The organism is Bacillus sp. LSHTCR4, from assembly GCF_057197025.1.
In genome coordinates, this window is record NZ_JBXUNO010000002.1 from 973690 (window position 1) to 995429 (window position 21740).

Annotated in this window: 20 protein-coding genes; all 20 read left to right on the forward strand. The window is 37.7% G+C overall.

What is annotated here, in order from left to right:
• The 20 genes from ylqF to AC2CGR_RS18980 all read left to right on the forward strand — a co-directional run bounded on the left by ylqF (window position 1) and on the right by AC2CGR_RS18980 (window position 21659).
• A complete protein-coding gene (gene ylqF / locus AC2CGR_RS18885) occupies window positions 1-891 on the forward strand; it encodes a ribosome biogenesis GTPase YlqF (RefSeq protein WP_000236700.1) in 891 nt (296 codons plus the stop codon).
• 51 nt (window positions 892-942) lie between these two features.
• Entirely contained in the window at window positions 943-1716 is a 774-nt protein-coding gene (gene rnhB / locus AC2CGR_RS18890) for a ribonuclease HII (protein WP_087966339.1), read from the forward strand.
• A 193-nt stretch (window positions 1717-1909) separates the two neighbouring features.
• Window positions 1910-3070, forward strand: a complete 1161-nt coding sequence (gene sucC, locus AC2CGR_RS18895; RefSeq protein ID WP_001020785.1) for an ADP-forming succinate--CoA ligase subunit beta — start codon at window positions 1910-1912, stop codon at window positions 3068-3070.
• 19 nt (window positions 3071-3089) lie between these two features.
• Window positions 3090-3992 (forward strand): succinate--CoA ligase subunit alpha, encoded by a 903-nt coding sequence (gene sucD, locus AC2CGR_RS18900; RefSeq protein WP_000115178.1) that lies wholly within the window; start codon window positions 3090-3092, stop codon window positions 3990-3992.
• Window positions 3993-4079: 87 nt separating this feature from the next.
• Window positions 4080-4949: a DNA-processing protein DprA gene (gene dprA / locus AC2CGR_RS18905; RefSeq protein ID WP_087966341.1), complete on the forward strand. Its 870-nt coding sequence runs from the start codon at window positions 4080-4082 to the stop codon at window positions 4947-4949.
• A 144-nt stretch (window positions 4950-5093) separates the two neighbouring features.
• Window positions 5094-7172, forward strand: coding sequence for a type I DNA topoisomerase (gene topA / locus AC2CGR_RS18910; protein WP_087966343.1), 2079 nt, complete (start codon window positions 5094-5096; stop codon window positions 7170-7172).
• Window positions 7173-7222: 50 nt separating this feature from the next.
• A complete protein-coding gene (gene trmFO, locus AC2CGR_RS18915) occupies window positions 7223-8527 on the forward strand; it encodes an FADH(2)-oxidizing methylenetetrahydrofolate--tRNA-(uracil(54)-C(5))-methyltransferase TrmFO (RefSeq protein WP_029439592.1) in 1305 nt (434 codons plus the stop codon).
• Between the two features lie 65 nt (window positions 8528-8592).
• Window positions 8593-9492 carry a tyrosine recombinase XerC gene (xerC, locus tag AC2CGR_RS18920; RefSeq protein ID WP_001101228.1) on the forward strand — a complete coding sequence of 300 codons (900 nt, stop codon included), beginning with the start codon at window positions 8593-8595 and terminating at the stop codon, window positions 9490-9492.
• A gap of 42 nt (window positions 9493-9534) precedes the next feature.
• Complete coding sequence (gene hslV, locus AC2CGR_RS18925; RefSeq protein WP_000526272.1) at window positions 9535-10077, forward strand: ATP-dependent protease proteolytic subunit HslV; 543 nt, start codon at window positions 9535-9537, stop codon at window positions 10075-10077.
• 22 nt (window positions 10078-10099) lie between these two features.
• Window positions 10100-11491, forward strand: a complete 1392-nt coding sequence (gene hslU / locus AC2CGR_RS18930) for an ATP-dependent protease ATPase subunit HslU (protein ID WP_087966344.1) — start codon at window positions 10100-10102, stop codon at window positions 11489-11491.
• Between the two features lie 77 nt (window positions 11492-11568).
• Window positions 11569-12348 (forward strand): GTP-sensing pleiotropic transcriptional regulator CodY, encoded by a 780-nt coding sequence (gene codY / locus AC2CGR_RS18935; protein ID WP_000421288.1) that lies wholly within the window; start codon window positions 11569-11571, stop codon window positions 12346-12348.
• A 349-nt stretch (window positions 12349-12697) separates the two neighbouring features.
• Window positions 12698-13399 (forward strand): 30S ribosomal protein S2, encoded by a 702-nt coding sequence (gene rpsB, locus AC2CGR_RS18940; RefSeq protein WP_000111483.1) that lies wholly within the window; start codon window positions 12698-12700, stop codon window positions 13397-13399.
• A gap of 103 nt (window positions 13400-13502) precedes the next feature.
• Entirely contained in the window at window positions 13503-14390 is an 888-nt protein-coding gene (gene tsf / locus AC2CGR_RS18945; RefSeq protein ID WP_001018581.1) for a translation elongation factor Ts, read from the forward strand.
• Between the two features lie 66 nt (window positions 14391-14456).
• Window positions 14457-15179, forward strand: coding sequence for a UMP kinase (pyrH, locus tag AC2CGR_RS18950; RefSeq protein WP_000042663.1), 723 nt, complete (start codon window positions 14457-14459; stop codon window positions 15177-15179).
• Window positions 15180-15181: 2 nt separating this feature from the next.
• Window positions 15182-15739, forward strand: coding sequence for a ribosome recycling factor (gene frr / locus AC2CGR_RS18955; RefSeq protein WP_000531501.1), 558 nt, complete (start codon window positions 15182-15184; stop codon window positions 15737-15739).
• Window positions 15740-15824: 85 nt separating this feature from the next.
• Window positions 15825-16601, forward strand: a complete 777-nt coding sequence (uppS, locus tag AC2CGR_RS18960) for an undecaprenyl pyrophosphate synthase (protein ID WP_000971301.1) — start codon at window positions 15825-15827, stop codon at window positions 16599-16601.
• 17 nt (window positions 16602-16618) lie between these two features.
• Window positions 16619-17410, forward strand: coding sequence for a phosphatidate cytidylyltransferase (gene cdsA / locus AC2CGR_RS18965; protein WP_000813584.1), 792 nt, complete (start codon window positions 16619-16621; stop codon window positions 17408-17410).
• A gap of 23 nt (window positions 17411-17433) precedes the next feature.
• Window positions 17434-18576: a 1-deoxy-D-xylulose-5-phosphate reductoisomerase gene (dxr, locus tag AC2CGR_RS18970; protein ID WP_000790362.1), complete on the forward strand. Its 1143-nt coding sequence runs from the start codon at window positions 17434-17436 to the stop codon at window positions 18574-18576.
• 16 nt (window positions 18577-18592) lie between these two features.
• Window positions 18593-19849, forward strand: a complete 1257-nt coding sequence (gene rseP, locus AC2CGR_RS18975; protein WP_001090234.1) for an RIP metalloprotease RseP — start codon at window positions 18593-18595, stop codon at window positions 19847-19849.
• Window positions 19850-19958: 109 nt separating this feature from the next.
• The gene (locus AC2CGR_RS18980) at window positions 19959-21659 is read left to right on the forward strand and encodes a proline--tRNA ligase (protein ID WP_061685605.1); all 1701 of its coding nucleotides are present in this window, start codon (window positions 19959-19961) and stop codon (window positions 21657-21659) included.
• Window positions 21660-21740 lie beyond the last annotated feature (81 nt).

Sequence of the window (21740 nt, forward strand, 5' to 3'; positions counted from 1 at the left end):
ATGGTAATTCAATGGTTCCCGGGACATATGGCAAAGGCTAGACGCCAAGTAACAGAAAAATTAAAGTTAATTGATGTTGTAATTGAGCTTGTAGATGCTCGATTACCTTTATCTTCTCGAAATCCGATGATCGATGAGATTATTACACATAAACCGAGGCTTGTTGTTTTAAATAAAGCGGATATGGCAGATGATCGTTTAACAAAGCAATGGATCGCATATTTTAAAGAAAAAGGCCATATGGCAATTTCAATTAACGCACAGGCTGGACAAGGTATGAAGGAAATTGCAGCGGCTTGTAAAGTGTTAGTGAAAGAGAAATTTGATAAAATGGTTGCAAAAGGTATTAGACCGAGAGCGATTCGTGCATTAATTGTGGGGATACCGAATGTTGGTAAATCTACGTTGATTAATAAGTTAGCGAAGAAAAATATTGCTAAAACAGGAGATCGTCCTGGTGTGACAACAGCTCAGCAATGGATTAAAGTTGGGAAGGAAATGGAATTACTTGATACACCAGGTATACTATGGCCTAAATTTGAGGACCAATTAGTTGGGTTACGTCTAGCCACGACTGGTGCAATTAAAGATTCTATTTTAAATCTACAAGACGTAGCTGTTTATGCGCTACGTTTTATGGAGAAACATTACCCAGAGCGATTAAAAGAGCGCTATAATTTAAATGACATTCCAGAAGACATCGTGGAGTTATTTGATGCGATTGGAAAAAATAGAGGCTGTTTAATGGGCGGCGGAATGATTGATTATGATAAAACATCTGAACTTGTACTTCGTGAGCTTCGTGGTGGCAAACTTGGAAAAATGACGTTTGAAACACCAGAAGAGTTTGCAGAGCAGACAGAAGATGCAGAAAAAGTAGAAGAAGTATAAGGCGTGCGTTTGTACGTCTTTTCTTTTTTGTATATAAAGGGAGTGGCATCAATGCAAAAAGTGACTATTCAAGAGGCGGAACATTTACTGCAAGAAATTATGAGTGAAGAGGACGACCGCTTTCAGATATTAATGAAAGATGAGCGAAAAGGGGTACAAAAGCTCATTTCAAAGTGGTATAAACAAAAAGAGTTAGCACAAAAGGAAAAAGAAAAATTTCTAGAAATGTCTAAGTATGAAAATGCGTTACGTGAAAAAGGTCTCACATATATCGCAGGTATAGATGAAGTAGGTCGTGGACCACTAGCTGGGCCTGTTGTGACGGCAGCTGTTGTTCTTCCGGAAGACTTTTATATTCCAGGGCTAAACGATTCGAAAAAGCTGAGTGAGGCGAAGCGAGAACGTTTTTATGATGAAATTAAAGCGCAAGCAATTGCAATTGGAGTTGGAATTGTATCACCGCAAGTTATTGATGAGATAAATATTTATCAAGCGACGAAACAAGCGATGTTAGATGCTGTTGCGAATTTATCTTGTACACCACAATATTTATTAATTGATGCGATGAAACTCCCTACACCAATTTCGCAAACATCTATTATTAAAGGTGATGCAAAAAGTATTTCTATTTCAGCTGCATCTATTATTGCGAAAGTAACGAGAGATCGTATGATGAAAGAGCTTGGCGAAAAGTATCCTGCATATGGATTTGAACAACATATGGGATATGGTACAAAACAACATTTAGAAGCGATTGAAGCGCATGGCATATTAGAAGAACATCGAAAATCGTTTGCGCCAATTAAAGATATGATTCAAAAATAAGCTGCGAAAACGCAGCTTATTTTTTATTTTGACATATAAACATTACTATTTTCAAAAAAGAATAAAGCGATTTCAGTTTTCTGACACTTTATTGTAGACAGCGTGCCAATCATCTTATACAATGGCAATGTAATGTTTTTTAAACATTAAAAAACTTTTCGAGTAAAACAGGAAAACAGGGGAGGATGGGACCATGAATATCCATGAGTACCAAGGTAAGGCAGTCCTTAGAAGCTATGGGGTTAGCGTTCCGAACGGGAAGGTTGCATTTACAGTAGAAGAAGCTGTAGAAGCAGCGAAAGAATTAGGAACGGATGTATGTGTAGTGAAAGCGCAAATTCACGCTGGTGGACGCGGCAAAGCTGGCGGAGTAAAAGTTGCAAAAAATTTAGATGAAGTTCGTACATATGCAGAGAGCATTTTAGGAACTACACTTGTGACACATCAAACAGGTCCTGAAGGTAAGGAAGTAAAACGCTTACTTATCGAAGAAGGTTGCGATATTAAAAAAGAATATTATGTAGGTCTTGTTTTAGACCGTGCAACTTCTCAAGTTGTTTTAATGGCGTCTGAAGAAGGCGGAACAGAAATTGAAGAAGTAGCAGAAAAAACACCTGAAAAAATCTTTAAAGAATATATTGATCCAGCAGTAGGCTTACAAGGCTTCCAAGCACGCCGAATTGCATTTAACATCAATATTCCAAAAGAGCTTGTAGGACAAGCTGTGAAGTTTATGATGGGCTTATATCGTGCGTTTATCGAAAAAGATTGCTCTATCGCGGAGATTAATCCACTTGTTACAACAGGTGACGGTAAAGTTATGGCATTAGATGCGAAATTAAACTTTGATTCTAATGCTTTATATCGCCATAAAGACATTTTAGAACTTCGTGACCTTGATGAAGAAGATGCAAAAGAAATCGAAGCTTCTAAATATGACTTAAACTACATTCCTTTAGATGGAAATATCGGTTGTATGGTTAATGGTGCAGGTTTAGCGATGGCTACTATGGATATCATTAAACATTACCATGGCGATCCAGCTAACTTCTTAGATGTTGGTGGCGGTGCGACAGCTGAAAAAGTTACAGAAGCATTCAAAATTATCCTTTCTGACAAAAATGTAAAAGGTATCTTCGTTAACATTTTTGGTGGCATTATGAAGTGTGATGTTATTGCAGAAGGTGTTATTGAAGCAACGAAACAAGTAGGTCTTGAATTGCCTTTAGTTGTACGTCTTGAAGGTACAAACGTAGAGTTAGGTAAGAAAATTTTAAATGAGTCTGGCTTAAATATTGTTGCAGCAGAATCTATGGCAGACGGTGCACAAAAAATTGTTTCACTAGTGGGCTAATAGAAAGCGGGGGAGAAAAATGAGCGTATTAGTTAATAAAGATACAAAAGTTATTGTTCAAGGTATTACAGGTTCTCAAGGGTTATTCCACACAAAACAAATGATTGAATACGGTACGAAAATTGTCGGTGGTGTAACGCCAGGTAAAGGTGGCACTGATATTGAAGGTGTACCAGTATTTGATACTGTAGAAGATGCAGTGAAAGCAACAGGCGCAAACGCTTCAGTTGTATACGTTCCACCCGCTTTTGCGGCTGATGCAATTATGGAAGCAGTTGATGCAGAAATTGATTTAGTAGTATGTATTACTGAAGGGATTCCTGTATTAGATATGGTAAACGTAAAGAGATATATGGCTGGTAAACATACACGTTTACTTGGACCGAACTGCCCAGGTGTTATTACGCCTGATGAATGTAAAATCGGTATTATGCCAGGATACATTCATAAAAAAGGTCATGTAGGTATCGTATCTCGCTCTGGTACATTAACGTATGAGGCTGTACATCAGTTAACACAAGAAGGTATTGGCCAATCTACTGCTGTAGGTATCGGCGGAGACCCAGTTAACGGTACAGACTTTATTGATGCGTTAAAAGCATTTAATGAAGATGAAGAAACACATGCTGTAATTATGATTGGTGAAATCGGTGGTACAGCGGAAGAAGAGGCAGCTGAATGGGTGAAAGCTAATATGACAAAACCTGTTGTAGGCTTCATTGGCGGCCAAACAGCGCCTGCTGGCAAACGTATGGGCCATGCTGGTGCAATCATTTCTGGCGGTAAAGGAACTGCTGCAGAAAAGATTAAAACAATGGAAGCTTGTGGTATTAAAGTAGCGGAAACTCCAGCGGTTATGGGCGAAACGCTAATCTCTGTCTTAAAAGAAAAAGGTCTATTTGAGACTTGTAAAAACTACTAATCTGTTGAAAGACACCTTCTTGCTTGAAGGTGTCTTTTTACAAACTTCTTGTTTACATAATAAAAATTATGGGTAAGGAGAATTGAGATGAAAAGAGAACGATTATTACATCTTCATTACTTGTTAGCAGACCATTGGAAGGCGATAGAGAGGCTCTTACATGTCGATCCAGAATTGAAGGGAATATACAATTTTAATGCAAAACAAATGGAATGTTACACTGGAATATCCTCAAAAAAATCTTCAGAATTAGTAAATTTTCTTCAAAGTTCAAATCTCTCGCAATATATATCTTATTTAGAGGAAAATCGAATCTTTTATATGACAATATGGGATGAAGATTATCCAAAATTATTATGTGAAATACAAGATCCTCCCTTTGTATTATATGGAAAAGGAGAGAAAGATTTTCTTAATAAAGCGAATAAATTAGCGGTTGTTGGAACGAGAGAACCGACTTTATATGGACATGAAAGTTTGAAGTTTATTTTACATCCACTATTAGAAAAGGGATGGCTCATTGTCAGTGGATTTGCAAGAGGGATAGATACGATGTCCCATGAAATTACAGTAAGGCGGCATTGCCCGACTATAGCGATACTAGGACACGGATTATCGTATATATATCCAAAAGAGAATCGATATTTATATGAAGCTTGGAATGAATATATATTGTTATTAACAGAGTATCCTCCGCACTATGCACCGAAAAAATGGTATTTTCCAAAGAGAAATCGGATTATTAGTGGTATAAGTAAAGGTGTTTTAGTTGTAGAAGCGAAATCGAGAAGCGGAACACTTATTACAGCGGACCTTGCTTTAGAGCAAAATAGAGAAGTATTTGCCCTTCCTGGACCGATATTTATAGATAGTGCATCAGGAACAAATCATCTCATTCAACAAGGGGCGAAACTAGTAAGAAATGCAGAAGATATCCTAGAAGAGATTTTAAATTAACCTTATATTTTTATGTTTTTATTAAACAATTATTGACAAATGGTAGATAGGCACTGTATGGTATATTCATTCTTGATTGACAAAAACAAGAGAAATCAATAAGATTAATGAAGACTTGAATCCACCTCTTAAGGAGGCACTAGCATGTCAGATTACCTCGTAATCGTGGAGTCGCCTTCTAAGGCGAAGACCATTGAGAAATATTTAGGGAAAAAATACAAAGTTGTCGCGTCTATGGGACACGTTCGCGATTTACCTAAAAGCCAAATGGGGATAGAAGTAAAGAACAACTTCACCCCGAAGTACATTACCATTCGTGGTAAAGGTCCCGTCTTAAAAGACTTAAAATCAGCGGCAAAAAAAGCAAAGAAAGTCTATCTCGCGGCCGATCCAGACCGCGAAGGGGAAGCTATTGCTTGGCATTTAGCCAATACGTTAAATGTGGACGTTGAATCAGATTGCCGAGTTGTGTTTAATGAGATTACAAAAGATGCAATAAAAGAATCATTCAAACATCCTCGAGCGATCAATATGGATTTAGTAGATGCACAACAAGCAAGACGTATACTAGATCGTCTTGTTGGTTACAATATTAGTCCTTTATTATGGAAGAAAGTAAAAAAAGGATTAAGTGCAGGACGCGTACAATCTGTAGCAGTTCGTTTAATTATCGAACGTGAAAGAGAAATTCAAAGTTTTGAGCCCGAAGAATTCTGGACAATTAAGACAGAATTTGTGAAAGGGAAAGATACATTTGAAGCAAGCTTTTACGGTGTAGATGGTGAAAAAGTTCAATTAACGAATGAAACGCAAGTGAATGAAATAATTGAGCAGCTGAAAGATAATGCGTTCTCAGTTGAAAATGTAACGCGAAAAGAGCGAAAACGTAATCCTGCATTACCGTTTACGACATCTTCCTTGCAACAAGAGGCAGCGCGTAAGTTAAACATGCGAGCAAAGAAAACGATGATGCTTGCGCAGCAATTGTATGAAGGAATTGATCTTGGAAAACAAGGAACTGTAGGTCTTATTACGTATATGAGAACTGATTCAACGCGTATCTCAGAAACAGCTCAAACAGAGGCGCGTGCTTACATTACTGAGGCGTTTGGTACGGAATACATAGGAACAGAAAAGAAGAAAGAGACGAAGAAATCGAACGCACAAGATGCGCATGAGGCAATTCGTCCTACTTCGGTAATGAGAAAGCCAGAGGAACTAAAGAGTTTCTTAAGTCGTGATCAACTTCGATTGTATAAATTGATTTGGGAGCGATTTGTTGCAAGTCAAATGGCGTCTGCTATAATGGATACTGTGACAGCGAGACTCATTAATAACAATGTTCAGTTCCGTGCAAGTGGATCGGTTGTAAAGTTCCCAGGATTTATGAAAGTGTATGTAGAGTCGAAAGATGACGGGGCTGAAGAAAAGGATAAGATGTTGCCACCTTTAGAAGTAGGGGAAACCGTATTTTCGAAGGATTTAGAACCGAAGCAACACTTTACACAACCACCGCCGCGTTATACTGAGGCTCGTCTAGTAAGAACACTTGAAGAGCTTGGAATTGGAAGACCATCGACTTACGTACCTACACTTGAAACGATTCAAAAACGTGGATATGTAGGTTTGGATAATAAACGCTTCGTTCCAACTGAACTTGGTGAAATAGTAATTGAACTTATTTTAGAGTTTTTCCCAGAAATTATTAACATTGAATTTACTGCTAACATGGAGCAAAGCCTCGATGAAGTAGAAGAAGGAAATGCGAATTGGGTAAAAATTGTTGATGATTTCTACGTAGGATTTGAACCGCGTTTAGAAAAAGCGGAAAAAGAAATGCGTGAAGTGGAAATTAAAGATGAGCCAGCTGGGGAAGATTGTGAATTATGTAATCACCCAATGGTCTTTAAAATGGGTAAATACGGGAAATTTATGGCTTGCTCGAATTTCCCAGATTGTCGTAATACAAAACCGATTGTGAAAGAAATCGGTGTTACTTGTCCGAAATGTGATAAAGGTCAAATTATTGAACGTCGTAGTAATAAAAAGAAACGTCTTTTCTATGGGTGCGGTACGTATCCAGAGTGTGACTTTGTATCTTGGGATAAGCCGATTGGCCGTAAATGTCCGAAGTGTGAAGGTATGCTAGTAGAGAAGAAGTTGAAAAAAGGCGTACAAGTACAATGTATTTCGTGTGATTATGAAGAAGAACAACAAATGTGAGCGTAACTGCTCACATTTTTTTCGGGAAGAAAAGGAAAGGTGATAAATATATGACAACACAAGTAGTAAACGTCATTGGCGCAGGTCTTGCAGGAAGTGAAGCAGCTTACCAAATTGCAAAACGTGGTGTCCAAGTAAAATTATACGAAATGAGACCGGTAAGGCAAACGCCAGCTCATCACACAGATAAATTTGCAGAATTAGTATGTAGTAACTCGCTTCGCGCAAACACATTAACAAATGCTGTTGGTGTTATTAAAGAAGAAATGCGTTTAATGGATTCTGTTATTATTCGTGCGGCTGATGAGTGCTCTGTCCCAGCAGGAGGGGCTTTAGCAGTAGATCGTCATGAATTTGCGGCAAAAGTAACGGAATATGTGAAAAACCATCCGAACGTAACTGTGATGAATGAAGAAATCACTGAAATTCCAGAAGGTCCTACTGTTATCGCGACAGGTCCACTTACGTCGCCAGATCTTTCTGCGCAATTAAAAGAATTAACAGGTGAAGACTACTTTTATTTCTATGATGCTGCAGCACCGATTGTTGAGAAAGACAGCATTGATATGAATAAAGTGTATTTAAAATCTCGTTACGATAAAGGTGAAGCGGCATATTTAAACTGCCCAATGACGGAAGAGGAATTTGATCGTTTTTACGAGGCTTTAATCGCTGCTGAAACAGTACCTTTAAAAGAATTTGAAAAAGAAATTTTCTTTGAAGGTTGTATGCCAGTAGAAGTTATGGCAAGTAGAGGAAGACAAACACTAGTATTTGGACCGATGAAACCTGTTGGATTAGAAGATCCAAAAACAGGGAAAACGCCATATGCTGTTGTTCAGTTACGTCAAGATGATGCAGCTGGAACGTTATACAATATTGTAGGTTTCCAAACGCATTTAAAATGGGGACCGCAAAAAGAAGTGTTACAGTTGATTCCAGGGCTGGAAAACGCAGAGATTGTACGTTATGGTGTAATGCATCGTAATACGTTTATTAATTCACCTAACTTGCTTCGTCCAACATACCAATATAAACAACGTGATGATTTATTCTTCGCAGGTCAAATGACTGGAGTAGAGGGATATGTTGAATCGGCGGCTTCAGGATTGCTAGCAGGTATCAACGCTGCTCGACTTGTAAAAGGTGAAGAACCAGTTGTATTACCACCTGTAACTGCAATGGGAAGTATGGCGAATTATATTACTGCGACAAACGCGAAAAACTTCCAACCAATGAATGCAAACTTCGGTCTGTTTGCACCGTTAGAGAAGAAAATTAAGAAAAAAGCAGAACGTAATGAAGCCTATGCAACACGCGCTTTAGAAACGATTCGAAATTTTGTAAATATTTAGTTAAATTTCTTGCAAAGGCTACTAAGTTGTGATACGATTTAGTAGCCTTTATTGAGGTGAATTGTGTGAATGTGAAGAAATTGTTACAATTATTCGTTGGATATTTACAAATTGAAAGAAATTATTCAAAATATACAATTGCAAGTTATCAAAATGATTTAGAACATTTTGTGCAATTTATGGAGCGAGAAGGCATATCCTCTTTTTTAGATATTACATACGCGGATGTTCGTTTGTACTTAACGACGTTGCACGATGAAAAGTTAGCCCGTAAATCTGTCGCAAGAAAAGTATCAAGCTTACGAAGTTTATATCGTTTTTTGATGCGTGAAGGTTATCGGAAAGATAATCCGTTTGCACTTGCGTCACTCCCCAAAAAAGAATTGTCAATCCCAAAGTTTTTATATGCTGAAGAATTAGAGGAATTATTTGAAGTTTCCGACACGGAAACGCCGCTAGGTCAAAGGAATCAAGCTTTATTAGAATTGATGTATGCAACTGGGATCCGTGTGAGTGAATGTGTCAATTTACAACTGACCGATATTGACTTTGCGGTGGGAACAATTTTAGTAATGGGAAAAGGAAAAAAACAAAGGTATATTCCGTTCGGGAGTTATGCACAAGATGCTTTAATTACTTATATAGAGAACGGGAGAAAGCAGTTAGCCAAGAAAACTGAAGAACAATCTCATATGGTATTTTTAAATGCGAAAGGCACGCCGCTGACAAGTCGAGGGGTACGCTATGTATTAAATGAACTCATTAAGAAAGCTTCACTGACAATGCGGATAAGTCCCCATATGTTAAGGCATACATTTGCTACACATATGTTAGATGAAGGGGCAGATTTACGTACTGTACAGGAGCTACTCGGTCATGAAAATTTGTCTACGACACAAATTTATACGCATGTCTCTAAAGAAAGATTGCGCTCTGTCTACATGAAGCATCACCCACGGGCATAAATTGCTTTTAAAGCTATAAAAACATATAAAGGAGTTTTTTCTATGGGAAATTTCCACGCTACAACGATATTTGCAGTTCATCATAATGGAGAATGTGCAATGGCTGGAGATGGCCAGGTGACAATGGGAAATGCTGTTGTGATGAAGCATACAGCTCGTAAGGTTCGTAAACTTTTCCAAGGGAAAGTTTTAGCTGGTTTTGCAGGTTCGGTTGCTGATGCATTTACTCTTTTTGAAATGTTTGAAGGGAAATTAGAAGAGTACAATGGAAACTTGCAGCGTGCTGCTGTTGAGATGGCGAAACAATGGCGCGGCGACAAAATGTTACGTCAGCTAGAAGCGATGCTTATTGTCATGGATAAAACAACTATGCTCCTTGTTTCAGGTACGGGAGAAGTGATTGAACCGGATGATGGTATTTTAGCCATTGGATCTGGCGGGAATTATGCGCTTTCAGCAGGTCGTGCTTTAAAACAATATGCAAGCGAACATTTAACAGCGAAGCAAATTGCGAAAGCGAGTTTAGAAATTGCTGGCGATATTTGTGTTTATACAAACCACAACATAATTGTGGAAGAATTGTAGAATCGTAAGGGAGGCATTTTATATGCATTTACATTTTACTCCGCGTCAAATTGTGGAAAAATTAGATCAATACATTATCGGTCAAAAAGATGCGAAGAAAGCGGTTGCTGTAGCTTTAAGAAATCGATACCGACGAAGTAAATTAGCTGAAAATTTACGTGATGAAATTGCACCTAAAAATATTTTAATGATTGGACCGACAGGTGTTGGTAAAACAGAGGTAGCACGACGAATGGCGAAACTCGTTGGAGCACCTTTTATTAAGGTTGAAGCTACGAAATTTACAGAAGTTGGATATGTAGGTAGAGATGTAGAATCGATGGTACGTGACCTTGTGGAAACTTCAGTCCGTATCGTGAAAGAAGAAATGGTAGTTAAAGTACAAGACAAAGCAGAAGAGCAAGCGAACCAACGTCTTGTTGAAATTTTGGTGCCGAGTCCAGAGAAGCAAACTGGATTTAAAAACCCATTAGAAATGCTATTTGGTGGCGCTCAAAATTCGAATCAAACAACAGATTCACAGGAAGATGTTGAAATCGAAAAGAAACGTCAAGATGTGGAAAGAAAGCTTGCTGCAGGACTTCTTGAAGATGAAATTGTATCGATTGAAGTGACTGAACAACAGTCTTCTATGTTCGATATGTTGCAAGGAACTGGCATGGAACAAATGGGAATGAACTTCCAAGATGCATTAGGAAGTTTTATGCCGAAAAAAACAAAAAAACGTAAACTTTCTGTAAAAGAAGCAAGAAAAGTCTTGACAAATGAGGAAGCACAGCGCTTAATTGATATGGATGAAGTTACACAAGAGGCTGTTTATCGTGCTGAACAGCTCGGGATTATTTTTATCGATGAAATTGACAAAATTGCTGGTAAGCAGTCGAATAGCGTAGATGTATCACGTGAAGGTGTGCAACGTGACATTTTACCAATTGTAGAAGGATCAAATGTTGCGACAAAATACGGATCAGTAAAAACGGATTATATTTTATTCGTTGCAGCTGGAGCGTTTCATATGTCTAAACCGTCAGATTTAATTCCGGAATTACAAGGGAGATTTCCGATTCGAGTAGAATTAACAAAATTATCAACTGATGATTTTGTTAAAATATTAATCGAGCCTGACAATGCGTTAATTAAACAATATATGGCTTTATTAGCGACTGAAGGTATAGAAATTGAATTTTCAGACGAAGCTATTCGTAAGATTGCTGAGATTGCTTATCAAGTTAATCAGGATACAGATAATATTGGAGCAAGAAGACTTCATACGATTATGGAGAAGCTCCTTGAAGATTTATCGTTTGAAGCATCTGAAATTACGTTAGAGAAAATAACGATAACACCTCAATACGTTGAGGAGAAATTAGCAACGATTGCTAAAAATAAAGATGTGAGCCAGTTTATTTTGTAATAGTGTCATCAGGTGACTCGCCCTAGTTTCCAAGTGATGAAAAAATATGTGAGTAACATGTAGGAGGAACTTTTGAAATGGAATTATTAGCAAAAACAAGAAAATTAAATGCGTTATTACAGAGCGCAGCAGGAAAGCCTGTAAACTTTAGAGAAATGTCTGACACAATGTGTGAAGTAATCGAAGCGAACGTATTCGTAGTAAGCCGTCGTGGTAAATTACTAGGTTATGCAATTCACCAACAAATTGAGAATGAGCGTATGAAACAAATGCTTGCAGAACGTCAATTCCCAGAAGAGTATACACAAAGCTTATTCAACATTACAGAAACATCTTCAAACTTAGATGTAAATAGTGCTTACACAGCATTTCCAGTAGAAAATAAAGAATTATTTGGTCAAGGTTTAACTACAATCGTACCGATCGTTGGTGGCGGTGAGCGTCTAGGTACATTAGTTTTAGCTCGTCTTGGTCAAGAGTTCTTAGATGATGATTTAATTCTTGCTGAGTACAGCTCAACTGTTGTAGGTATGGAAATTTTACGTGAAAAAGCAGAAGAAATTGAAGAAGAAGCACGTAGCAAAGCTGTTGTTCAAATGGCGATCAGCTCATTATCTTACAGTGAGTTAGAAGCAATCGAGCACATCTTTGAAGAATTAAACGGAACAGAAGGTTTACTTGTTGCAAGTAAAATTGCTGACCGCGTAGGAATCACTCGTTCAGTAATCGTAAATGCACTTCGTAAATTAGAAAGTGCTGGTGTAATTGAGTCGCGTTCTTTAGGTATGAAAGGAACATACATTAAAGTATTAAACGACAAATTCTTACATGAACTTGCTAAATTAAAAACAAACTAATTTATAAAACTCTCCTCATTTTTTTGAGGAGAGTTTTTTTGTATAACAGATTGATGTTGTTAGTAAATAGCGTCATAATCGCATTTTTTTGAAAAGATATGAATTGTATTTCACTTTTTGCTTAAAAGAAATGCAGGTTGGTAATACTAGAATTCGAGTATGAACAAAGAAAGTTTTACATTGTTCGCATTTTCGACTTGATTGTAATATTTCAGTATGATATAGTAAGCAGTGGTGTCAGTACAAAGTACACACGTTTACTGATTTAAGTGTTGGTGCTACGTTTGTAGTTTCGCTTAGAGATGAAGTAAACGGAGGATATCAAAAACCATTTAGGAGGAACTATATTATGTCAGTAATTTCTATGAAGCAATTGCTTGAAGCTGGTGTTCATTTCGGACATCAAACTCGTCGTTGGAACCCAAAAATGAAGCGTTACATTTTCACAGAGCGTAACGGTATCTACATCATCGATTTACAAAAAACTGTGAAAAAAGTTGAGGAAGCTTTCAAAGTTATGCGTGACATCGCTGCTGAAGGCGGAGACATCTTATTCGTAGGTACTAAAAAACAAGCACAAGAAGCTATTAAAGAAGAAGCAACTCGTGCTGGTATGTACTTCGTTAACCAACGTTGGTTAGGTGGAACTTTAACTAACTTCCAAACAATCCAAAAACGTATCAAGCGTCTTAAAGACATCGAAAGAATGCAAGAAGATGGTACTTTCGAAGTACTACCTAAGAAAGAAGTTGTTCAACTTAAAAAAGAGTTAGAGCGTCTTGAGAAATTCTTAGGCGGTATTAAAGATATGAAAGGTCTTCCAAGTGCATTATTCGTAGTAGACCCTCGTAAAGAGCGTATTGCAGTTGCTGAAGCACGCAAATTACACATTCCAATCATCGGTATCGTTGATACAAACTGTGATCCAGACGAAATCGATCACGTTATCCCAGCAAACGATGATGCAATTCGTGCTGTAAAACTTCTTACATCTAAAATGGCAGACGCGATCCTTGAAGCAAAACAAGGTGAAGAAACTGTTACTGCGTAACAAAGTTGGAAAGGTGATAAGGGGTTCGGCCTTTTATCACCTTTTTTAAGGTATAAACACCTTTATAAAAGGTATAAATACATATTTTAGGAGGATGAAAAGTATGGCAATCACTGCACAAATGGTAAAAGAATTACGTGAAAAAACTGGCGCAGGTATGATGGACTGCAAAAAAGCTTTAACAGAAACTAACGGCGACATGGAGAAGGCAATTGACTTCTTACGTGAAAAAGGTATCGCGAAAGCTGCTAAAAAAGCAGACCGCATCGCTGCTGAAGGTTTAACTTTCATCGAAACAAACGGTAACGACGGTTTAATCTTAGAATTAAACTCTGAAACTGATTTCGTTGCGAAAAACGAAGGTTTCCAAACATTAATTAAAGAATTAGCTGCTCACTTATTAGCTAACAAACCAGCTAACGTTGAAGAAGCTATGGCTCAAACAATGGAAAACGGTAAAAAAGTTGAAGAGCACATCAACGAAGCAATCGCTAAAATTGGTGAAAAACTTACACTTCGTCGTTTCGAAATCGTATCAAAAACTGATGCAGATGCATTCGGCGCTTACCTACACATGGGTGGACGCATTGGTGTATTAACAGTTCTTGAAGGTTCTACTGATGAAGCGGCTGCTAAAGATGTTGCAATGCACATCGCTGCAGTTAACCCTAAATACATCGACCGCGATGCTGTAACAGCTGAAGAAGTTGAGCATGAGCGTCAAGTATTAACACAACAAGCATTAAACGAAGGCAAGCCTGAAAAAATCGTTGCAAAAATGGTTGAAGGCCGTCTTGGCAAATTTTTCGAAGAAATTTGCTTACTTGACCAAGCATTCGTTAAAAACCCTGATATGAAAGTTCGTCAGTTCGTTGAGTCTAAAGGCGGAACATTAAAAGGATTCGTTCGCTACGCTGTTGGTGAAGGTATCGAAAAACGCGAAGACAACTTTGCTGAAGAAGTAATGAACCAAGTAAAAGGTAGTAACTAATACAGATTAGGGAACACATTGTGTTCCCTTTTTTAAAATAAAGATGTAAGCAATTGGAGGTTCATTATGAGTAAACCGAAATATAATCGTGTCGTTTTAAAGCTGAGTGGAGAAGCTTTAGCTGGCGAGCAAGGATTTGGAATTAACCCAGCTGTTATTAAATCAGTTGCGGAACAAGTGAAAGAAATTGCAGAACTTGATGTAGAGGTTGCTGTTGTTGTTGGTGGCGGTAACATTTGGCGTGGGAAAATTGGAAGTGAGATGGGCATGGATCGTGCAGGAGCAGATTACATGGGCATGTTAGCGACAGTTATGAATTCATTAGCTCTTCAAGATAGCTTGGAGAATATCGGAATTCAAACTCGCGTACAAACTTCAATTGAAATGCGTCAAGTGGCAGAGCCTTACATTCGTCGTAAAGCAGTTCGTCACTTAGAGAAGAAACGTGTTGTTATCTTTGCAGCAGGTACAGGTAATCCATACTTCTCTACAGATACAACAGCAGCATTACGTGCAGCAGAAATTGAAGCAGACGTAATTTTAATGGCGAAAAACAATGTAGATGGCGTATATAATGCGGACCCATCTATTGATCCAACAGCTACGAAATACGAAACGCTTACTTACTTAGATGTATTAAAAGAAGGTTTAGGTGTAATGGATTCTACAGCTTCTTCTCTATGTATGGATAATGATATTCCATTAATTGTATTCTCAGTTATGGAAAAAGGTAATATTAAACGTGCCGTTTTAGGCGAAAATATCGGAACAGTTGTAAGGGGGAAATAAATATGGGACAACAAGTATTAAAGTCTTCAAATGAAAAAATGGAAAAAGCAGTTGCTGCTTATTCTCGTGAATTAGCAACAGTTCGTGCTGGTCGTGCAAACGCGTCTGTATTAGATAAAGTACAAGTTGATTACTATGGTGCACCAACACCAGTTGTGCAATTAGCGAACATTACAGTTCCAGAAGCACGTTTACTTGTAATTCAACCGTATGACAAAACTTCTATTGGCGATATCGAAAAAGCAATTTTAAAAGCAGATTTAGGCTTAAACCCTTCTAATGACGGAACTGTAATTCGTATTGCGTTCCCTGCATTAACAGAAGAGCGTCGTCGTGATCTTGTAAAAGTTGTGAAAAAATATGCTGAAGAAGCGAAAGTTGCTGTTCGTAACGTACGTCGTGACGGTAACGATGATCTTAAGAAGCTTGAAAAAGCTGGCGAGATTACAGAAGATGATTTAAGAGGATATACTGAAGATATCCAAAAAGAAACAGATAAATATATTGCAAAAGTTGACGAAATCGCAAAAAACAAAGAAAAAGAAATCATGGAAGTGTAATAGCGATACTTTCGCAAATATGACCCTCTTCTTAAGGGGGTCTTTTTACACTTTTAGGCATACGTCTGCTTGCTGGAGGGTATGAATGATGTTTAAAAACTTTCCTTTTTTTAAAGGTAAAAAGGACACATCGTTTGATCATCTCGTTGAAGAAGTGAAAAAAGGATACATCCCAGAGCATATTGCCATCATTATGGATGGTAATGGAAGATGGGCAAAGAGGAGAGCGATGCCTCGTATTGCGGGACATCATGAAGGCATGCAAGTTGTAAAGAAAATCACAAAATTTGCAAGCAAACTTAATGTGAAAGTATTAACTCTTTATGCTTTTTCAACTGAGAACTGGAAAAGACCAAAAAAGGAAGTTGATTATTTAATGAAGCTTCCAGAAGAATTTTTAGGTACATTTTTACCAGAATTGATTGAAGAGAACGTACAAGTCCGAGTAATAGGGCAACAAGATCGTCTTCCTACGCATACACGCAGAGCGATGGAGAAGGCCATGGAAGAGACGAAAGAGAATACGGGATTAATTCTGAATTTCGCGTTAAACTATGGAAGTCGAGATGAAATCGTTTCTGCTGTGCAACATATGATGAAAGATAGTGAGGAAGGAAAAGTTCGTGTTGAAGATGTAAGCGAAGAAATGCTTTCTTCCTACTTAATGACGAGTTCTTTACCTGACCCAGAGTTGTTAATCCGTACGAGCGGAGAGCTACGTATTAGTAATTTCATGTTATGGCAAATTGCATATTCGGAATTTTGGTTTACAGATGTGTATTGGCCAGATTTTACCGAGGAACATTTGCTAAATGCGATTACAGACTTTCAACATAGAGGGCGCAGATTCGGAGGCGTGTAGAAAGAGAGGGTTTGGTAGTGAAACAGAGAATTATTACTGGAGTGGTTGCTGCCGCGCTATTCATTCCCATCGTAATTTACGGTGGCGTGCCTTTTACGGTTTTAGTGTATGCACTTGCTTCTATAGGTTTATATGAATTAATTCGTATGAATAAGCTTACGCTTATTTCAGTACCAACAGTTTTAGCTGCAGTATTATTATGGATTATTTTAATTCCAAGTAGTGCATCAGAACTGTTTACTTGGATTGGATTAGGTAAATTAGAAATCACATTTGTGATTGTTTTATTACTTTTATCATATACAGTCCTTTCTAAGAATACATTTACTTTTGATAATGCTTCATTTTTACTAATGGCAACAACATATGTTGCAATGGGATTCTTATATTTGAATGAAACGAGAATTTTAGGAATTAAATATGTGTTTTGCGCATTATTTGTTATATGGGCTACTGATTCAGGCGCATATTTCGTAGGAAAAGCATTAGGAAAAAGAAAATTATGGCCAGAAATTAGTCCAAATAAAACGATTGAAGGTTCATTAGGCGGCATCGTTTGTGGAATTATTGTAGCGCTTGTTTACAACATGTTCTTCCCAGTGGAATCGAATGTAGTAATTTTAATTGTGCTGACAATTATCATTTCTATTTTTGGACAAATTGGTGATTTAGTACAATCTGCATTTAAACGTCATTATGGCGTAAAAGATTCAGGTACAATTTTACCTGGACATGGTGGTATATTAGATCGAACAGATAGTTGGTTATTCGTTTTACCAATTCTCTACTTCTTATTACAATACAATTAATAAATGAACGAGGGGTTGGAGTCATGAAAAACATTAGTTTATTAGGTGCAAGCGGATCAATTGGTACACAAACTTTAGATGTATTACGCTCGCACCCAGACCAATTCCGTCTCGTTGCTTTTTCTGTAGGGAAAAATATTGACTATGCAGTAAAGGTCATTCAAGAATTTTCTCCGCAAATTGTCTCTGTGCAAAGAGAGGAAGATGTTTTAAAATTACAAGCTGTCTCTGGTAATACAAAAATTGTATATGGTAGTGAAGGACTTTTAGAAGTAGCATTACATCCAGATGCGGAGATAGTAGTAAATGCTGTTGTAGGTAGCGTAGGGTTGTTACCAACACTTCGTGCAATTGAGGCGAAAAAAACAATTGGAATTGCAAACAAAGAAACGTTAGTAACTGCAGGGCATCTTGTAATGGAAGCAGCGCGAAAACATAATGTTTCGTTACTTCCAGTAGACAGTGAACATTCAGCTATTTTCCAATGCTTGAATGGTGAAAATGAAAAAAGAATTTCTCGACTAATTATAACGGCTTCTGGTGGAAGTTTCCGGGATAAAACGAGAGATGAATTGCATCATGTGACCGTAGAAGATGCGCTTCGACATCCAAACTGGTCAATGGGTTCGAAAATTACAATTGATTCTGCTACAATGATGAATAAGGGACTAGAAGTAATTGAAGCACATTGGCTTTTTGGTATCCCTTATGAGCAAATCGATGTTGTTTTACATAAAGAAAGTATTATTCATTCTATGGTGGAATTTGAAGATCGTAGTGTGATGGCACAGCTTGGCTCACCTGATATGCGAGTACCAATTCAATACGCACTTACATATCCTGATCGATTACCTCTTTCAGACACAAAGCAGTTAAATTTATGGGAAATGGGTACATTGCATTTTGAGAAAATGAACCAAGAACGTTTCCGTTGCTTGCGCTTTGCGTATGAAGCTGGAAAAACAGGTGGAAGTATGCCAGCTGTAATGAATGCAGCGAATGAAGTAGCTGTTGAAGCTTTTTTACAAAAGAGAATTGGTTTCTTAACAGTGGAAGACCTCATTGAAAAAGCAATGAACCATCACAATGTCATTGCACGTCCGAGCTTAGAGGAAATTCTGGAAATTGATGCAGCCACAAGACGGTTTGTGATGGAACAAATTTAGCAAAGGTGGTATGGAATTGAATACAGCGATTGCCTTTATATTAATTTTCGGTGCACTCGTATTTTTCCATGAGCTAGGGCATCTATATTTCGCAAAAAGAGCAGGTATTTTATGCCGTGAGTTTGCGATTGGTTTTGGTCCAAAAATATTCTCATTTGAAAAGAATGAAACGGTGTATACGATTCGATTACTGCCCCTTGGTGGCTATGTAAGAATGGCTGGCGAGGATGCAGATACAGTTGAGTTAAAGCCTGGGAAAAAGGTTGGCCTTGTATTAAACGAAAAAGACGAAGTTGCAAAATTAGTTTTTGATGGATATGAAAAGTATCCAAATGTTCGTGTTATTGAAGTTGAACAAGCTGATTTAGAGCATGATTTAACAATTTCGGGTTATGAAGAGTACGAGGAAGAGCTTCAAACATTCCGAGTGAATGAAAAGGCTCGCATTATTACTGCTGGTGAAGAAATTCAAATTGCTCCGTATAATAGGCAGTTTGGCTCTAAGAAATTAGGGCAACGTGCTTTAACGATCTTTGCGGGACCTGCAATGAACTTCATTTTAGCATTTGTTATTTTTGTGATTCTTGGATTTGTACAAGGTGTTCCTGTTGACAAACCAATGGTCGGAAAAGTGATGGAGAATAGTGCAGCAGAGCAAGCGGGATTAAAAGAAAATGATACAATTCAAGCTATTGATGGGAAAAACACAAGTACATGGAAAGATGTTGTTAACATTGTACGTGAAAACCCGAATAAAGAAATTACGTTACAAGTAAAGCGTGATAGTGAACAGTTTAATGTGAAAGTAACGCCAACGCTTGATAAAGAAGGTAAAGAAGAAGTTGGTAGAATTGGTGTTTACTCTCCTGTAGAGAAAACGGTGATGGGTTCTATTAAATCAGGTTTTGAACAAACATACCAATGGACGAAACTAATTTTTGAGTCTCTTGTGAAATTAGTAACGGGTCAATTCTCTATTAATGAGTTGTCAGGTCCAGTAGGAATTTATAATCTAACAGATCAAGTGGTAGATTATGGATTTACACGTGTATTAAGTTTAGCAGCCGTTTTAAGTATTAACCTTGGTTTATTTAATTTACTACCAGTGCCTGCTTTAGACGGTGGACGTTTGTTCTTCTTCTTAATTGAGGCATTACGTGGGAAACCAATTGATCGCCAAAAAGAAGGAATGGTTCACTTTATTGGTTTTGCATTATTAATGTTACTTATGTTAGTTGTAACTTGGAATGACATTCGTAAGTTTTTCTTGTAAAATAAAGTGAAACTTATAATGAAATAGAGCTCGTAGAATAAAATCCCTCACCTAACTCGAGGTGAGGGGTTTTCCTGCGTGTAAGAGTAAAATGAAGAGGTGCGAATAGATGAAACAAAGTATGGTATTCAGTCCTACATTACGTGAAGTTCCAGCTGATGCGGAGATTAAGAGTCATCAGTTATTACTTCGTGCAGGTTTTATGCGTCAAAATGCTTCTGGTATTTATAGTTTTCTACCATTTGGATTAAAAGTATTACACAAAGTAGAACGTATCGTTCGAGAAGAAATGGAGCGCGCAGGTGCTGTAGAATTATTAATGCCAGCGATGCAAGCTGCAGAATTATGGCAAGAGTCAGGTCGTTGGTATTCTTATGGATCTGAATTAATGCGTATGAAAGATCGTAACGCTCGTGAATTTGCATTAGGAGCGACACATGAAGAAGTAATTACGGATCTTGTACGTGATGAAGTGAAATCATATAAAAAATTACCGTTAACATTGTATCAAATTCAAACAAAATTCCGTGATGAACAAAGACCTCGTTTCGGTTTATTACGTGGAAGAGAGTTTCTAATGAAAGATGCATACTCTTTCCATGCTACACAAGAGAGCTTAGATGAAGTGTACGATCGTTTATACAAAGCATACTCTAACATTTTTGCTCGTTGTGGTTTGAATTTCCGTGCGGTTATTGCTGATTCTGGAGCAATGGGCGGAAAAGATACACATGAATTTATGGTATTATCTGACGTTGGTGAAGATACAATTGCATACTCTGATACATCTGATTATGCAGCGAACATCGAAATGGCTCCTGTTGTAGCTACGTATACGAAGAGTGACGAAGCAGAAAAAGCGCTTGAAAAAGTAGCAACACCAGACCAAAAAGCAATTGAAGAAGTATCTGCATTCTTAAACATCGAAGCTGACAAGTGCATTAAGTCTATGGTATTTAAAGTAGATGAGAAATTAGTAGTTGTACTTGTTCGTGGTGATCATGAAGTAAACGATGTAAAAGTGAAAAATGTATACGGTGCTTCAGTTGTTGAGCTTGCCTCTCATGAAGAAGTAAAAGAATTATTAAATTGTGAAGTTGGTTCATTAGGACCGATTGGTGTAACAGGTGATATCGAAATTATCGCTGATCACGCTGTAGCATCAATTGTCAACGGGTGTTCAGGAGCGAACGAAGAAGGATTCCATTATGTAAATGTAAATCCAGAACGTGACTTTAAAGTAAGTCAATATACGGATTTACGCTTTATTCAAGAAGGAGACCAATCTCCAGACGGAAACGGAACAATTCTTTTCGCACGCGGAATTGAAGTTGGTCATGTATTCAAATTAGGAACTCGTTATAGTGAAGCAATGAACGCAACATTCCTAGATGAAAACGGAAAAACACAACCACTTATTATGGGTTGTTACGGCATTGGTGTGTCTCGTACAGTGGCAGCAATTGCAGAGCAGTTTAATGATGAGAACGGTTTAGTTTGGCCGAAAGCTGTTGCACCGTTCCATGTGCATGTAATTCCAGTAAATATGAAATCTGATGCACAACGTGAAATGGGTGAAAACATCTACAACTCATTACAAGAGCAAGGATATGAAGTATTACTAGATGATCGTGCAGAACGTGCAGGTGTTAAATTTGCTGATGCTGATTTATTCGGCCTTCCAGTTCGCGTGACAGTTGGTAAAAAAGCAGACGAAGGCATTGTAGAAGTGAAAGTACGTGCTACCGGTGAGTCTGAAGAAGTAAAAGTAGAAGAACTTCAAACATATATTGCTAATATTTTGAAATAGGAAGAGGTACCTCGTAATGAGGTACCTTCTCTTTCTTTGTAAACGTATTTTGTAAAAGAAGAAGGGAGAAATCTTTCTTTG

What these genes read in the sequence shown, in the direction of transcription:
- sucD (WP_000115178.1), top strand. Translation starts at nt 3,090, where the DNA reads ATGAGCGTATTAGTTAATAAAGATACAAAAGTTATTGTTCAAGGTATT.
- pyrH (WP_000042663.1), top strand. Translation starts at nt 14,457, where the DNA reads ATGAGTAAACCGAAATATAATCGTGTCGTTTTAAAGCTGAGTGGAGAA.
- frr (WP_000531501.1), top strand. Translation starts at nt 15,182, where the DNA reads ATGGGACAACAAGTATTAAAGTCTTCAAATGAAAAAATGGAAAAAGCA.
- uppS (WP_000971301.1), top strand. Translation starts at nt 15,825, where the DNA reads ATGATGTTTAAAAACTTTCCTTTTTTTAAAGGTAAAAAGGACACATCG.
- codY (WP_000421288.1), top strand. Translation starts at nt 11,569, where the DNA reads ATGGAATTATTAGCAAAAACAAGAAAATTAAATGCGTTATTACAGAGC.
- hslU (WP_087966344.1), top strand. Translation starts at nt 10,100, where the DNA reads ATGCATTTACATTTTACTCCGCGTCAAATTGTGGAAAAATTAGATCAA.
- sucC (WP_001020785.1), top strand. Translation starts at nt 1,910, where the DNA reads ATGAATATCCATGAGTACCAAGGTAAGGCAGTCCTTAGAAGCTATGGG.
- hslV (WP_000526272.1), top strand. Translation starts at nt 9,535, where the DNA reads ATGGGAAATTTCCACGCTACAACGATATTTGCAGTTCATCATAATGGA.
- ylqF (WP_000236700.1), top strand. Translation starts at nt 1, where the DNA reads ATGGTAATTCAATGGTTCCCGGGACATATGGCAAAGGCTAGACGCCAA.
- tsf (WP_001018581.1), top strand. Translation starts at nt 13,503, where the DNA reads ATGGCAATCACTGCACAAATGGTAAAAGAATTACGTGAAAAAACTGGC.
- rnhB (WP_087966339.1), top strand. Translation starts at nt 943, where the DNA reads ATGCAAAAAGTGACTATTCAAGAGGCGGAACATTTACTGCAAGAAATT.
- dxr (WP_000790362.1), top strand. Translation starts at nt 17,434, where the DNA reads ATGAAAAACATTAGTTTATTAGGTGCAAGCGGATCAATTGGTACACAA.
- AC2CGR_RS18980 (WP_061685605.1), top strand. Translation starts at nt 19,959, where the DNA reads ATGAAACAAAGTATGGTATTCAGTCCTACATTACGTGAAGTTCCAGCT.
- dprA (WP_087966341.1), top strand. Translation starts at nt 4,080, where the DNA reads ATGAAAAGAGAACGATTATTACATCTTCATTACTTGTTAGCAGACCAT.
- rpsB (WP_000111483.1), top strand. Translation starts at nt 12,698, where the DNA reads ATGTCAGTAATTTCTATGAAGCAATTGCTTGAAGCTGGTGTTCATTTC.
- topA (WP_087966343.1), top strand. Translation starts at nt 5,094, where the DNA reads ATGTCAGATTACCTCGTAATCGTGGAGTCGCCTTCTAAGGCGAAGACC.
- trmFO (WP_029439592.1), top strand. Translation starts at nt 7,223, where the DNA reads ATGACAACACAAGTAGTAAACGTCATTGGCGCAGGTCTTGCAGGAAGT.